Source organism: Colwellia sp. SU-HH01217 (genome assembly GCF_057543495.1).
In genome coordinates, this window is sequence record NZ_BAAJLX010000004.1 from 23210 (window position 1) to 36397 (window position 13188).

Below are 13188 nucleotides of genomic sequence, written 5' to 3' on the forward strand. Positions count from 1 at the left end.
AGCTAAAGCTCCCCTGATCTATAAACTTTTTAAACTATGGATTAGCTTCTAAAGTCAAGGTTAAACCAGAAACTGCTTGATAACCGTATACATCAATGTACCAAGTTCCTTCAGCTGGTGCGCTAAAGCTGCAACTTTCTGAATTACCATTTTTATATGGACGACAATCGTAAAGTGACGTTGTTGACTGTGCACCATGACGAATATACAAGTCAGCATCTCCTGTACCGCCTGAAATGCTAATGGTCATGTCCGTGTAACCTGCTGGTATTACTTGGCTGTAACGTTGCCATTGACCTTGTGAAATCGACACATTATCAACCGAATCGTAAATAGGATCATTGTTTCCAGTTGACCCTTCTGTGTAAGAACCCGTTAACGATAAGCCAGCAAATGTTGAGTAAGCTTTCAAGCGTACATAGTAAGTGCCACCTGAAGAAGTCACTGCACAAGACTCACTATTGCCATTTTTATAAGGTCGACAATCGTAGTTTGAGTCAGTAGGTGCTGAACCAAACTTAACATACATGTCAGCATCGCCCGAGCCACCACTCATTACAAAACTAATATCACTCGCGCTTTGAGGAACATCCATAGTAAACACAAGCTCTTCACCTGTAGCAGCATTCAATTCAGTTTTACTAACACCATTTTCTAACATGGTGTCATTCGGGGGAACCGTAGAATCTTCAACAAAACTACCTATTAAACTCAGGCCACTAATTGCGCTCCATGCCTCTACTAACACATAGTAAGTACCTACTTGAGCATTACTTATGCTACACGTTTCACTGTTACCACTTGAAGTACTTTTACAGTCTGAAGTAGTTAAACTAGGTTTTGCACCAAATTTGACATACAAGTCAGCATCGCCCGTACCGCCCGTTGTAGTAAACACTAAATCTGTTGCATTTTCAGGTACGGTAAGCGTATAAAACAATTGCTGTTTGGCACTTCCTGAAATACCCATTTTGGCGACGCCGTTTTCTAATACATCATTGCTAGGCGGTATATCGCCTTCCATATTTCCTTTTGCAAGTTCTCCAAGGTATGCCATTGATAATTTAGAAAAATTCTCCATATGATTAACATCATAAGTATCATCTTCACTGGTATGAATTTTACCATTAATATCATTCATATTAGACTCAAAAGGCATAGATGCCGCATAACCTTCATTGTGCCATGACGCATGATCAGAACAACCATAACCACATTGATCAAAACCATAATTAACGCCAGGAAGATAGGTATCAATTAATTGCGCCAAAAATTGATTCTGTCCGTTATTGGTATAATCGGTCATAAAGACAATGTCTTTGTCAGCCGTTCCTTTGTGAGCACTCATATCAAACTGCACAACACCAACGACATTTTTACCTTCAGCCTTATAACTTTGCGCTATAGCTTTTGAACCTCTTAACCCTACTTCTTCCGCGGCATAAGCAATAAACTTAATGGTTCGTTCAGGTTTGTACCCTGTCGCAATTAGCGTGCGTAAACTTTCGGTGAGCACTGCAATGCCTGAAGCGTTGTCGTCTGCTCCCGGTGATTTTCCAGTGGAAGGGTTTGATTGATTAATAGAATCAAGATGTCCGCCAACAATTACAATTTCTTCAGCGTTTGTCGTACCTTCAACCGTCGCAATTACAGACGACTGTATCCAACTATGTTGAAAAAGTTCAACATTAATATCATTTCGCTCGCTTGCCATACTCGCCCATTGGTTTTTTAACCAAATTGCCGCGTCAGCACCTGATTGCTGTGTGTAATAACGGTTATGGTAACTGGCTAAGCTGTCAATGGTATCGCCAAGATTGCTGACAGATAACGCTTCTAATAACGTATCTACAGTTACTGCATTATTAATGGTGTAGTTCATGGCAACCATTGGCATAACTTGCGATGTACTGTGTGTGTAGGCCTGAGCCTCTGCTAAACTTTCATGGTAAACAAAACCGCCACAACGATTAAATTTATCATGCATAAATTCACTTAAACGATCAATTTGCGATGCCGATAAATGAGCGACTGTTGTTGTTGTTGAGGTTGACGCGCTAAAACCAGAAAGGTTTTCAACTGGTTTTAAATTAATAAAATCACTGTACTGAGTATCAATTAACTGTGCGGCATCTGAACCTATCGAAATCCATACTTTGTCTTCCACTTGTTCTGTTTGACTATTAGCAAAACTTGAAAAAACGGAAACGCTTATCAAGCAAAATCCAGTAAATAAATTTTTCATACTTAATTCCCTGCACTTAAATTTAAAGAAAAAAAAGAGGAGCCTAAGCCCCTCTTACCTTTTAGTTTTACTTTTATGGGTTAGCTTCTAAAGTTAACGTTAAACCAGAAACTGCTTGATAACCGTATACATCAATGTACCAAGTTCCTTCAGCTGGTGCGCTAAAGCTACAGCTTTCTGAATTACCATTTTTATATGGACGACAATCGTAAAGTGACGCTGTTGATTGTGCGCCATGACGAATATACAAGTCAGCATCTCCCGAACCACCTGAAATGCTAATGGTCATGTCCGCGTAGCCTGCTGGCATTACATGTGTATAACGTTGCCATTGACCTTGTGAAATTGACACATTATCAACCGAATCGTAAATAGGATCATTGTTTCCAGTTGACCCTTCTGTGTAAGAACCCGTTAACGATAAGCCAGCAAATGTTGAGTAAGCTTTCAAGCGTACATAGTAAGTGCCACCTGAAGAAGTCACTGCACAAGACTCACTATTGCCATTTTTATAAGGTCGACAATCGTAGTTTGAATCAGTAGGTGCTGAACCAAATTTAACATACATGTCAGCATCGCCCGAGCCACCACTAGTGATAAAGTTAATATCACTTGCGCCAGCTGGTACTTCCATAGTGAAAACAATATCACTGCCTGCTGAAGCGCCTACATTAGATTTAGTGACACCGTTTTCTAATACAGTATCATTTGGGTTAGTGGTTGAGTCTGGTGTGAAACTACCTGTTAAGCTAACACCGCTAATCGCACTCCATGCTTCAACCATGACATGATAAGTACCCGCTTGCACATTGTTTATAGTACAATTTTCTGTATTTCCACTAGATGTGCTCTTACAGTCTGAAGTATTCAAACTTGGTTTTGAACCAAACTTCACGTATAGATCAGCATCACCACTACCACCAGAAGTAGTAAAGCTTAAATCAGTTGCTCCTGCTGGAACCTCTAATGTGTAGAAATTTTGTTGTTTAGCAGTTCCTGAAATTCCAGTAATGGCGACATCATTTTCTAATACATCGTCTGTTGGCGTTGTGCCACCATCCGGACAAGTACCTACCCCAACTGCACACCATGCAGTTTCTACAGCGGTTTTTTCAGTTTCACCGTATAAATCAATTGCAGCTTGAGCTGTAGCTGCGCGTGCGCCAGCAAAATTTGTGTTTTGGCTCATATAAGTAACTAATGCGCGATAAAAGATTTTTTCAGCTTTTAACATGCCAATACTAGGTACTTGTGCTGTTGACTTATTACGTGGATGAGTTCCGCCATCAACTAAAAGTACATAAGCAAGGTTAGCAATACCTGAGTTACCATGAACGCCACCTTGATCATTATTATTATTTGGGTTACTCACGTAAGGAATACGATCAGGCCACCAATCTGTTGAATAATTATCCTGTGTAGGATTATCCATGTATCTTAGTGCTTTGCCCGGTTGGTTAATGTATAAGCCATCACCTAATAACCACGTTGACGTTGTTGTGCCATTTTTATAGCTTTCTGCTGATAAACCTAAAATATCAGACCAAGCTTCGTTTAATGCACCTGAGGCATTGGCATAAACTAAATCTGCAGTTTTGTCAGTAATACCATGGGTAAATTCATGACCAATAATGTCAAAATCTGAAGTAAAATCGTTTAAACCACTTGATGCTTGACCGTACATCATTTGACTACCCGTCCAATAAGCGTTAACAACCCCCATATCAACACTAGAAACTAATGCCATACCATTGTTATCTAACGAATCACGACCAAATTTACTTTGATAATAATCATAAACCTTTGAAGCACCGTCATGTGCTCGCTGAGCCGCCGCATTGCTGCCACAACTTTGATTATTAGTACACACTAAGCTTCCTGGTGCCGAATTAGCAGAACCACCATTTAAGGTGTAAGTACGCCAAGACTTAGCTGAATGAATTTGAGGATCACGCGTTAGTACGTCAAAGTTAGTCGCATCAAAATAGATGAAGTCGCGGCCGAAATCTGCTCCGCCATTATCCCAAGAAACCTCAATACGGTAAGCAAGTTTGGTTTCATCATAAAATGGTAAATATACGTATACTAATTCAGGTTCACCAGACACGTCACCAATACTTTGCGCTGCAGCCATAGCTTTATTAGCACTACTGTTTCGAGAGCTGCTCATCACCGAAGCCATACTCGCTTGTTCTTGATGTGCTAAATGTCCCGTCACCGAGTACACATCACCTGAACCACTGCCATTACTTAAAATACCTGCATTTGAATCAGCATGAATGATCATACTGGTTCCGTATACTTTAAGGCCGTTAATGGTTTGGTCAAAATGTGTATGACTTTTTCCTAATTCATCAACCCACTGGCGGCGAACTTTAAAATTTTCATTACCATTAGCGCCAAACTCTGGCTGACTATCAATTATTGACTTTAATGTTTGAATAGCTGAGTTATTTGACATGGTGCCAAGCTCACCAGTGACAAATGAAGGGTTACCATTTGCCGTTTGCGTTTGAATATTCATTGACGTTACGTCAGTTGCCAAAACGTTAAATGATGAAGCGGCAAGTGTAGCGCCCACCATTAACGATAGCCTTGTAACTTTGTAATTTTTATTCATTTTGTGCTTCCTATGATTTGAGAGGTTCAATTGAGTAGTGCATTCAATTGCCATTTTTATTTATTTATTAAGAGGACTGTCCCACTTAAGAAATTTGTAATCAGTCTTCGCTGACCAAATCAAACTAGCAGTAAATATTTTAATTAACAAAATATTTACAATAAATTCACAAATAAAAAACAACAGCAAATGTAACGAAATGTGTCCACAAAAAGATTGCAGATTGTATAAACATATAAACAACTATTTTTCATAAGCTTAAAGCCTATAAGTAAAATTGCATGCATTATCTTGTCACTAAAAAATAGACAAATAGCACAAAATTTATCAGATAAAATCGACCGAAATTTATAACAAAAAGAGCATACTCGAATAAAAAACACTCAAAACAAGACCAAAAAATGAACAAAACTCAAATAAGTTGAACATAATGGATTAAAGACTTTATTGAAAATCACGCATTAAAAAAGCGCAATATTAATATTAATATTGCGCTTTTATGGCGATATTTATAGGCGTTATTTACACGCCATTATTTACACGCCATAGGGAGGCTAGCTTTCTTGTTTAATGATCTCTTTTGTATGCGCTAACCAATCCATCATTAACTGATAACCTAACGCTAACGCGACTGCACCGACAAACAAACCTATAATTCCTGCCCATAGCATTCCACCAATCGCACCAAGTAAAATAACGAGCATGGGAATATCCATACCACGCCCTAAAAATAATGGCTTTAAAAAAGCATCGCTGCTGCTAACAATAATACTAAAAATTAAGAAAACCACCGCAGGTGTCGTATCAGCTACTGAAAAATAATAAGCCGCAATTGGCCCTAAAATAATAATTGGCGGTAATTGCGCAATAGCTAACATAAGAACAGCTATAGCCCATAACCCAGCGCCTGGAATACCGGCAATCATTAAACCAGCGCCTGATAGTAGCGATTGAATAGCAGCCACACCTAACACGCCAGTAGCTACGCTGCGAATAGTCGCTATTGTAGTGTCTATCGTTCTTACTCCCGACTCATCCATTAAACGAATCATTAGCGCGCTGATCCCTTTATGGCAAGCTTGCGATTTCGTCATAAAAACAGCGGCAATAATTAACGACACAATAAATTGCAAGATACCGCCACCTAAGCCAATTACAGCTTTTAACACCCAAGCTGATGCATGCTTGACTTGAGCTCTATATTGTTCTGCAACTTTCGCCAAATCTTCTGAAGAATTCTGCCAAAACACATACGTTTGTTCGCCAATTAGTGGCCATTCTTTAACGCTTTCATTCGGTCTTGGAATTTTCAAAGTCCCATCTTCTATGCCCGTGTATATCGTATGAGCAGAATCAATAGAAGAAGAAGATAATTGAATCGAAGGTAAAGCAATCATCGCGATACCTAATATTGCAATTACCGTAGATGCTAATGCTTTTCTACCTTTCAGTATTGATGTCAGTTTCTTATGAACTGGGAACAATGCCACTGCCATAATTGCCCCCCAGATCACTAATAAAATGAAAGGTTCAATAATTTGAAAACACCAGAAAAGTATCAGTGTTATAGCCGCTAACTTTATAGCGATATCAATAATTCGACGATTAAACTCTCGACTACTGTCAACAGGTTGTTCTTGACTCATACTTGCCTCTTCTATTTTTAATTATTTGGTGTAATACAGTGTGTAAAAAATTAGCGCTTATTCGATACCGCTGACATATGCGAACCCACTAAGCTAGCCACTAAAATAGCTAAATAAAACTGCCCAACAACGGCTTCTAAGTATACTAAAAATCGTGCCACTGGCTGAGTAGGCGAAATATCACCGAAACCAACGGTTGTTAAGGTAATAAATGAAAAGTAAATAAAATCAGGAAATAAAGTGAACCACTCTTTGCTATTTTCTAAGCTTAGAAAGGCGCCCTCAAATGATAACTGCATAAGGGTATAAAGTATTGCCCAAATAAGTCCCATTAATAAATACAAACAGATAGCGCCTAATATTTTATTTCCATCAACATCTCCAGTAAATAATACCTGCTTTGCGGTTTTATGGGCAGTAATAACAAAGAAAACGAGCAGGGAAAACAAATGCAGATGATCTAAACCTCTCATATCGAGCCAATAGCTTAACAAAGCAATGATCACAATTGCACATGGAAATATTAATGCCCGACGAAAAAGCAATCGCTCAGATTCTACTCCCCAAACAGCAACAATAAGTGTAAGTACCATAGTCGACTGCATTAAATGTTGAACAGAATGTGAAAAAAATTGTTGCGCGAGTGCAGTACCGAGTAAAAGAAGTATCAATGAAAAAGTTAAATAAACGAAGTTGTCGTTTTTGCTCATTTTTTTCAAGAGATTACCTTAACAGTTTTAATTATTTTTTAGATTCTACATGGTCTTATAAAAGATTAATAGCTACAAAACTCCATGTTAATAAACGATTTTAGAATAAGTGAGCCAGTCGGTTGTGCTTTAAAAATCATCAGGTTAAATTAGATTTATAGAAGCTATCTAGTTGAAATCTTACTGCGTTGTCAGCTCTATTTGTGACACAATCATGAACAGCCCTTAATATTTAACTGTTTGTTGTAACAATTTTTTCGAAAGCACAACAAGTACAAATCATTCAAACTTACCCTTAATTTGAGGTTACCCATGAAAAAACAAGTCATTTTACTACTATGTACTGCCGGCATATTTTTAGGTTGCACTAATAAAACCAATACAAATTTAACTTTGGTATCAGAACAAAGTTTGCAAGGGTCTTGGCAAGTGGAGATGATAGATAACTTACCCGTGATGGATCGCAGTCCTGCAACGCTAATATTTAATGAAAATGGTCGGTTAGCAGGTAATAGCTCTTGTAATAGAGTCACGTCAAGCTATCAGTTATCAACAGATAACAAAGCAAATACCAGCAAATTAACACTTGGTCAATCTGCTGGTACAAGAATGATGTGTACTAAAGCGCAAATGCATCAAGAGCAACGTTATTTAGAAGCTCTCCCTAAAGTCACGCAAGTTAGCATTGAAAACGGTATTTTAACACTAACTGATGATAATCAGCATATTCTGTTTAAAGCCAGTAAATAGCCACTTACCTATCTTAGCATTGCCAAGCGTTGTGCTTGGCCTTGCTCTCGATCAACATAATGAAACCATTGTTGAGCGGTTTTTTTCACTTGATTATATTTTTGCGCTTGGGTAAAAGCAATTTTTGATAACTCATATTTCTTCAAGTTAAAGTTCGCCATTCCTTCAACTAAATACATAGTACCCGTTTGTGCTTTAAAGCTGTCTCCATTATCTCTTTGTAATGCTTTTTTAGCCGAGTTTATAGCATATTCCCATTGCTCTAAATTTAGGTAAGCTTGGGCTAGTTGAGCGTCAAATTTACCAGAGTCTGCAATATCCGACGCTTTAATTAACACGGGGATCGCTTTTTCGTCATCTTTCGCGGCGATATAAGCTTGTGCCAACAGGGCTAAATACTTTTCTTCGGCGGTTACCACACCACTAGCAATCGACTCTTCTAATAACTTAGCCGCTTTGTAAGGCACATTATGAAAACGATAAAGTTGTGCGAGGGTTAAAATATCTGATGATTTAGTGATATACCCTGCTTGCCACGCAGCTTCCATAACCGCTAATTGCTTATCTTCTTGATCAATTTCGCCGTACATTGCACTTAATTGTAACCAATATTCAGCTTTTGAATAATGTCTAACAAGTTGCTCCATGACTTCGGTGACTTTTTCAGGTTGCTTTAATTCAAAATAATTAGCACGTTGTAAAACCAACCAATTTTCCTTGGCTATTTTTTCAGGATCAATCGATAAAGCCTGCTCAATATGGTCTAACGATTTTTGAAACGATTTATTCTGATAGTAAACTTGAGCGAATAACATTTCTTGGTTAGCAGTTAATTTTTTGCCATTAACCTCTTTCCATTGAGTTAAATACACTAAGGTTTGATCAAAGTCTTGCTGTTGCATTGAAAGCTGTGCTAACGAATATAGTGTTGAAAGATATAAAGAATCAGGGATCCCATCTTCAGCGATAACCTTTTTAAAACTATCAACAGCTAGCGAAATATCATCATTCCCGTAATACATAAAACCATAAAAGTTAAACAGCATGGCGCGTTCATAACTGTTTAAGCTATCTAAACGATCTTTTACAGCATCAAGAACATCAAAACCCTCAATTTTATCGCCTTCATCTGCAAGCTTCTGAGCTCTTGCTAGTTGAGCATAAACACGATTTCGCATTGCCGGCACTTTTTTTGACCTCTTTGCTACGTTAGCTGTTGGCTTGTCTTGCTTAGTTTCTGCCGCTTGTGCTTGCCCTTGCTCAAAGGCAAGACCTGATATCATCAACAAACTTGTTGCGACTAATGAACCGATAACTTTAATCATGAGACCTCCTAACCGTCTATTTCAAAAGATATTTTGTTTTGTACACCTGCAACTTCCATTGCTACGCCATCCACAACTCTTGGCTTATATTTAAATTTCAGTGTTGCTGCTATTGCTGCTCGATCAAAGATGTCAGCGGGTTCGGCTTGTATAACTACAGGATCACGCACTGAACCATTTTTAGTGACAACAAACTCAACAATAACAAAGCCTTCAATTCCTCGGCTTTGTGCTCGACGAGGGTAAACTGGTGCAACTTTAACTATGGGTAAGTAGTCACCGTCATTGCTGTCTAAGCTTAAACCGCCCGATAAACCTACATCTGCTTGAATGTCTGCAGAAAAATTAGCACTTACGGCTTCAGCATTCGGATTAGTTTGCTGCATTTGTGGTTGCACCATTGGCGGTGGCGGCTCTTTAGGCTTTGGCGGCTTTTGAGGTTTGCGATCTTTTTTCACTAGTGCTTGTTCTTTTTTCAAACGAATAAAGTCCAACACATTGCCTTTAGGAGCTTCTGTCATTGCATCATTACCACCTGCAATCAGTGTTTGCATACCAAAAAGTAAGAAAAAAGTCGTGATCATCGCCAACACCAACCCAATGGCGTAACGCACATAAATATTGGCTAACATGTTTTGCATAATTAAGCCTCTTGAGCGGCAATCGATACATCAAATACACCGGCAGCACGAGCTGCATCCATTACTTTGATTAAAGTATCTGTCGTTGATTTTTTATCTGCTTGAATCACCACGGTTCCTTGTGGGTTTTCAGCTTTTAAACGCTCAATATTGGCTTGTACGGCACGAATATCAATTTTACGTTTATTAATCCAAATATCGCCTTTATCACTAATCGCAACTAAGATATTTGCGCGTTGCTTTTTAACGGCTGTAGCAGCATCGGGGCGATTGACATCAATACCTGCTTCTTTAACAAATGAGGCAGTCACAATAAAAAATATCAGCAGAATAAACACCACGTCCAACATGGGAGTCATATCGATGTCTTCTTTCTCGTCTTGTTCTTGTAATAATTTAGCTAAAGGTGATCGCATGATCTTTTCCTTAAAATTTTGTTTGGATTACGTAAACCTAAGCGTAATCAAAACTTTTATTTATTAACTATCAATCGCTTCTTAATGAGCAATTGGCATACTATCTTCAAGTAATTCGGTTTCTCGTTTCGCTTTTCGTTGTAACCAAGTCGAAGCAAATACCCCAGATAGCGAACCCACCATGCCCGCCATCGTAGGGATAGTGGCTCTTGAAACTCCTGACGCCATAGATCTCGCATTACCACTACCCGAAACAGCCATAACATCAAACACTTCTATCATTCCTGTTACCGTGCCTAACAAACCTAACAACGGACACAGCACCACTAACGATTGAATTAAGGGTAAATTATTCATTAACTTGGCATGACCTTGTGCGATAAGCCCAATACGAATTTGCTCCGCATTCCATGACACTTGCTCACTTCTGCCTTCCCAAGTAGCGCGTAATTGCTTTTTAAGACCACGGTAACTGAAAAAGAAAAAACCGATACGCTCAAAAATAAGTAACCACATCAAACAAACAACCCCAGCGATAACGGTCAGTACCTGACCGCCAGTGTCTAAAAACTCAATGATGGTTTGCATCATTTCGCTAAGCATGACCATGGTTAAGCTCCTTGCTCTGCTCGCTGAGCAATAATGCCGGCACTTTCTTGTTGTAAGATATTTATAATGCCGCGACTACGGGTATTTAGCATTGTTGAGATAAATACCATTGGAATGGCAACGACTAACCCAAGAACAGTTGTAACTAATGCTTGCGAAATACCGCCCGCCATTAACTTAGGATCGCCAGTACCAAATAAAGTAATCGCTTGGAAAGTAACAATCATCCCCGTCACCGTACCGAGTAAACCAATAAGCGGCGCAACCACTGAGATAATTTTTATTACCGTTAACTTCTTAGACAAAACAGGCACTTCACGTAAAATAGACTCTGAAAGTTTAAGTTCTAATGTGTCGGTATCAGCATCAGGGTTTTCACTTTGTACTAACATGACTCGACCTAGAGGATTATCGTTACTTGGCACACTTGCTTTTAATTGACGTTTTACTTTATTACCAATAATGAACAAGCTGATAAAACGTTCAATAGCGATAAGTAGTCCGATAGCACCGATAAGCAAAATAATATAACCAACTGTACCGCCCTGCTCGATTCGCTCAACCACATCAGGTGCTTGCACAAGTAAGTTTAAAATTGAACCACCCGTTGGGTCTAATGCGAACGGTACTAATTGACCTTTGTTGTTGGTTAGTTGTTTAGCACTTTCTAAGTAGCGAGCAGAAGGTTGTCTAATTAACTCAGCTACCGTACCCGTTTCATCTATGTATTCTAAATACTTACCATTAGCAGCAAGGTTAAAACCACCTACTCGTGTTACTTGTGCACTTTCTTTGTCACCGTTAGCTTTAACAATTTCACGATTAAAGGTGGTGACTTTGCCGCTTTGTGTCATTTCGCGCTGTAATTCAAACCACAAACGCTCAATTTCTTCAATAGAGGCAAGTTTTGAGCTTGAGCCCATGCTTACAGCTAGTTCATCTAAAAATAACGTACGGTCTGGAATTTGAGCTGAAATAACCGATGTTTGAAACTTACTACGAGTATCGCCAGCCACTTGCTGCAATACACCAAACAATTCTTTCAACTCACCCATTCGTTTGTTAAGTGCGTCGGTTTTATTAGCCAGAACGATTTCATTATCTTGAAAACGAGTTTCAAGTTGGTTACTGACAACAATCGCTTCATCTCTTTGTTGTATTGCTTGATTTAAATATTGATTTTGTAAATTCTTTTTAGCTGTAAACTCAGCCTCACGAGCTTTGTTTTGTTCACTTTGTGCAATATTTCCTTGCGCCAGTGTTGCTAACAATTCATCTAAACTTGCGGCTTCTTTTGCTTGAACAGACCAACAAGTTGCTGCTAAACAGACCAAAGCAGTTAACAAGCTGTAGCCTTTATTTTTTTTGATAGTTAAACGTGTTTTCATCATAATTCCTTCGTACAGTCAGCCGTTATTGTTGTTCAATAATTGGTACAATCATTAAGTCTGGGGCAAGTTGTTTACGTGCTATTCGTAAACCTTTGTTAATACCCAAGCGGTAATCACTGTCTAGTGGTTGCCAACTTTTACTCGATTTTTGCCATACGCCCATCGTGTTACCATCGCGCGTTTTGTACACTAAACTCACACGACCTATACGAAGAAAATCAACATCTTTTTCACTACCATCAACAGTTAAAATGCCAGTATAAGCTTCAATAGTTCGACCATAATCCACCTCGACCTGGTAAGCTTCTAATACGCGGCGAAATTTTTCAGACACGGCAATATCAGAACGCGTAATCATCTCTTTTAAATCGGTAATACGCTTTGCTCTTTCTTGTTCTAAAAAAGGCACATCAAGCGCGACAAAAGACTCAAGTGTCGTGATCATACGAGACATTAATGGCGAGATTTGTCGTTCAATAATGCTCACTTGCTCCATTGACGTTGCTAACTCATCCAACTGTGATAATTGATGATCTATTTGCTGCTGCATTTGCAAGTTGTACACTTGCAAACCATCAAATTCTTTATTAACCGTTTTAAACTGCTGCAATTTTGTTTGGGTTTGTTCGGTTAACTTATTAACTTTTTGTTGAGATTTATTGGCCGATTGATTAATTTCTTGCCCTGCGTTAACCACACTATTAAGTTGGTTGTCTTGTGTAACGTCGGCTTGTGCAAAACAAAACGCAGAACTAACACTTGCGCCTATTAACAAGCTCGCTTTAAGCACTTTCGCTAATGGGTGATATTTCATGAGTAAACCTAATTGAGTAAA

General features: G+C 38.8%; 11 protein-coding genes. 1 reads left to right on the plus strand and 10 read right to left on the minus strand.

Annotated features, from left to right (window positions below; translation table 11 throughout):
* Positions 1 to 34: 34 nt before the first annotated feature.
* The 4 genes from AC27G3_RS06800 to AC27G3_RS06815 all read right to left on the minus strand — a co-directional run bounded on the left by AC27G3_RS06800 (position 35) and on the right by AC27G3_RS06815 (position 7221).
* Positions 35 to 2245, minus strand: coding sequence for a M20/M25/M40 family metallo-hydrolase (locus AC27G3_RS06800; protein WP_487120026.1), 2211 nt, complete (start codon positions 2243 to 2245; stop codon positions 35 to 37).
* A 73-nt stretch (positions 2246 to 2318) separates the two neighbouring features.
* Positions 2319 to 4865 (minus strand): M4 family metallopeptidase, encoded by a 2547-nt coding sequence (locus AC27G3_RS06805; protein ID WP_487120028.1) that lies wholly within the window; start codon positions 4863 to 4865, stop codon positions 2319 to 2321.
* Positions 4866 to 5419: 554 nt separating this feature from the next.
* Entirely contained in the window at positions 5420 to 6511 is a 1092-nt protein-coding gene (locus tag AC27G3_RS06810; RefSeq protein ID WP_487120030.1) for an AI-2E family transporter, read from the minus strand.
* A 50-nt stretch (positions 6512 to 6561) separates the two neighbouring features.
* Complete coding sequence (locus tag AC27G3_RS06815; protein WP_487120032.1) at positions 6562 to 7221, minus strand: potassium channel family protein; 660 nt, start codon at positions 7219 to 7221, stop codon at positions 6562 to 6564.
* 312 nt (positions 7222 to 7533) lie between these two features.
* On the opposite strand from AC27G3_RS06815, the gene AC27G3_RS06820 reads away from it, so the two are divergent.
* Positions 7534 to 7971 (plus strand): META domain-containing protein, encoded by a 438-nt coding sequence (locus AC27G3_RS06820; RefSeq protein WP_487120034.1) that lies wholly within the window; start codon positions 7534 to 7536, stop codon positions 7969 to 7971.
* Positions 7972 to 7979: 8 nt separating this feature from the next.
* On the opposite strand, the gene AC27G3_RS06825 is transcribed toward AC27G3_RS06820, so the two are convergent.
* From AC27G3_RS06825 to AC27G3_RS06850, 6 genes are all read right to left on the minus strand, one after another.
* Complete coding sequence (locus tag AC27G3_RS06825) at positions 7980 to 9296, minus strand: tetratricopeptide repeat protein (RefSeq protein ID WP_487120036.1); 1317 nt, start codon at positions 9294 to 9296, stop codon at positions 7980 to 7982.
* 8 nt (positions 9297 to 9304) lie between these two features.
* A complete protein-coding gene (locus AC27G3_RS06830; RefSeq protein WP_487120405.1) occupies positions 9305 to 9910 on the minus strand; it encodes an energy transducer TonB in 606 nt (201 codons plus the stop codon).
* 29 nt (positions 9911 to 9939) lie between these two features.
* Positions 9940 to 10353 carry an ExbD/TolR family protein gene (locus tag AC27G3_RS06835; RefSeq protein ID WP_487120038.1) on the minus strand — a complete coding sequence of 138 codons (414 nt, stop codon included), beginning with the start codon at positions 10351 to 10353 and terminating at the stop codon, positions 9940 to 9942.
* Between the two features lie 81 nt (positions 10354 to 10434).
* Positions 10435 to 10962 carry a MotA/TolQ/ExbB proton channel family protein gene (locus tag AC27G3_RS06840; protein ID WP_487120040.1) on the minus strand — a complete coding sequence of 176 codons (528 nt, stop codon included), beginning with the start codon at positions 10960 to 10962 and terminating at the stop codon, positions 10435 to 10437.
* Positions 10963 to 10964: 2 nt separating this feature from the next.
* Positions 10965 to 12350, minus strand: coding sequence for a MotA/TolQ/ExbB proton channel family protein (locus AC27G3_RS06845; protein ID WP_487120042.1), 1386 nt, complete (start codon positions 12348 to 12350; stop codon positions 10965 to 10967).
* Positions 12351 to 12375: 25 nt separating this feature from the next.
* Entirely contained in the window at positions 12376 to 13167 is a 792-nt protein-coding gene (locus tag AC27G3_RS06850) for a DUF3450 domain-containing protein (protein ID WP_487120044.1), read from the minus strand.
* Positions 13168 to 13188: the final 21 nt, after the last annotated feature.

Bases quoted from the DNA above. Each gene is read 5' to 3' on its own strand.
- AC27G3_RS06800 (WP_487120026.1), bottom strand. From the start codon at position 2,245: ATGAAAAATTTATTTACTGGATTTTGCTTGATAAGCGTTTCCGTTTTT.
- AC27G3_RS06805 (WP_487120028.1), bottom strand. From the start codon at position 4,865: ATGAATAAAAATTACAAAGTTACAAGGCTATCGTTAATGGTGGGCGCT.
- AC27G3_RS06810 (WP_487120030.1), bottom strand. From the start codon at position 6,511: ATGAGTCAAGAACAACCTGTTGACAGTAGTCGAGAGTTTAATCGTCGA.
- AC27G3_RS06815 (WP_487120032.1), bottom strand. From the start codon at position 7,221: ATGAGCAAAAACGACAACTTCGTTTATTTAACTTTTTCATTGATACTT.
- AC27G3_RS06820 (WP_487120034.1), top strand. From the start codon at position 7,534: ATGAAAAAACAAGTCATTTTACTACTATGTACTGCCGGCATATTTTTA.
- AC27G3_RS06825 (WP_487120036.1), bottom strand. From the start codon at position 9,296: ATGATTAAAGTTATCGGTTCATTAGTCGCAACAAGTTTGTTGATGATA.
- AC27G3_RS06835 (WP_487120038.1), bottom strand. From the start codon at position 10,353: ATGCGATCACCTTTAGCTAAATTATTACAAGAACAAGACGAGAAAGAA.
- AC27G3_RS06840 (WP_487120040.1), bottom strand. From the start codon at position 10,962: ATGGTCATGCTTAGCGAAATGATGCAAACCATCATTGAGTTTTTAGAC.
- AC27G3_RS06845 (WP_487120042.1), bottom strand. From the start codon at position 12,350: ATGAAAACACGTTTAACTATCAAAAAAAATAAAGGCTACAGCTTGTTA.
- AC27G3_RS06850 (WP_487120044.1), bottom strand. From the start codon at position 13,167: ATGAAATATCACCCATTAGCGAAAGTGCTTAAAGCGAGCTTGTTAATA.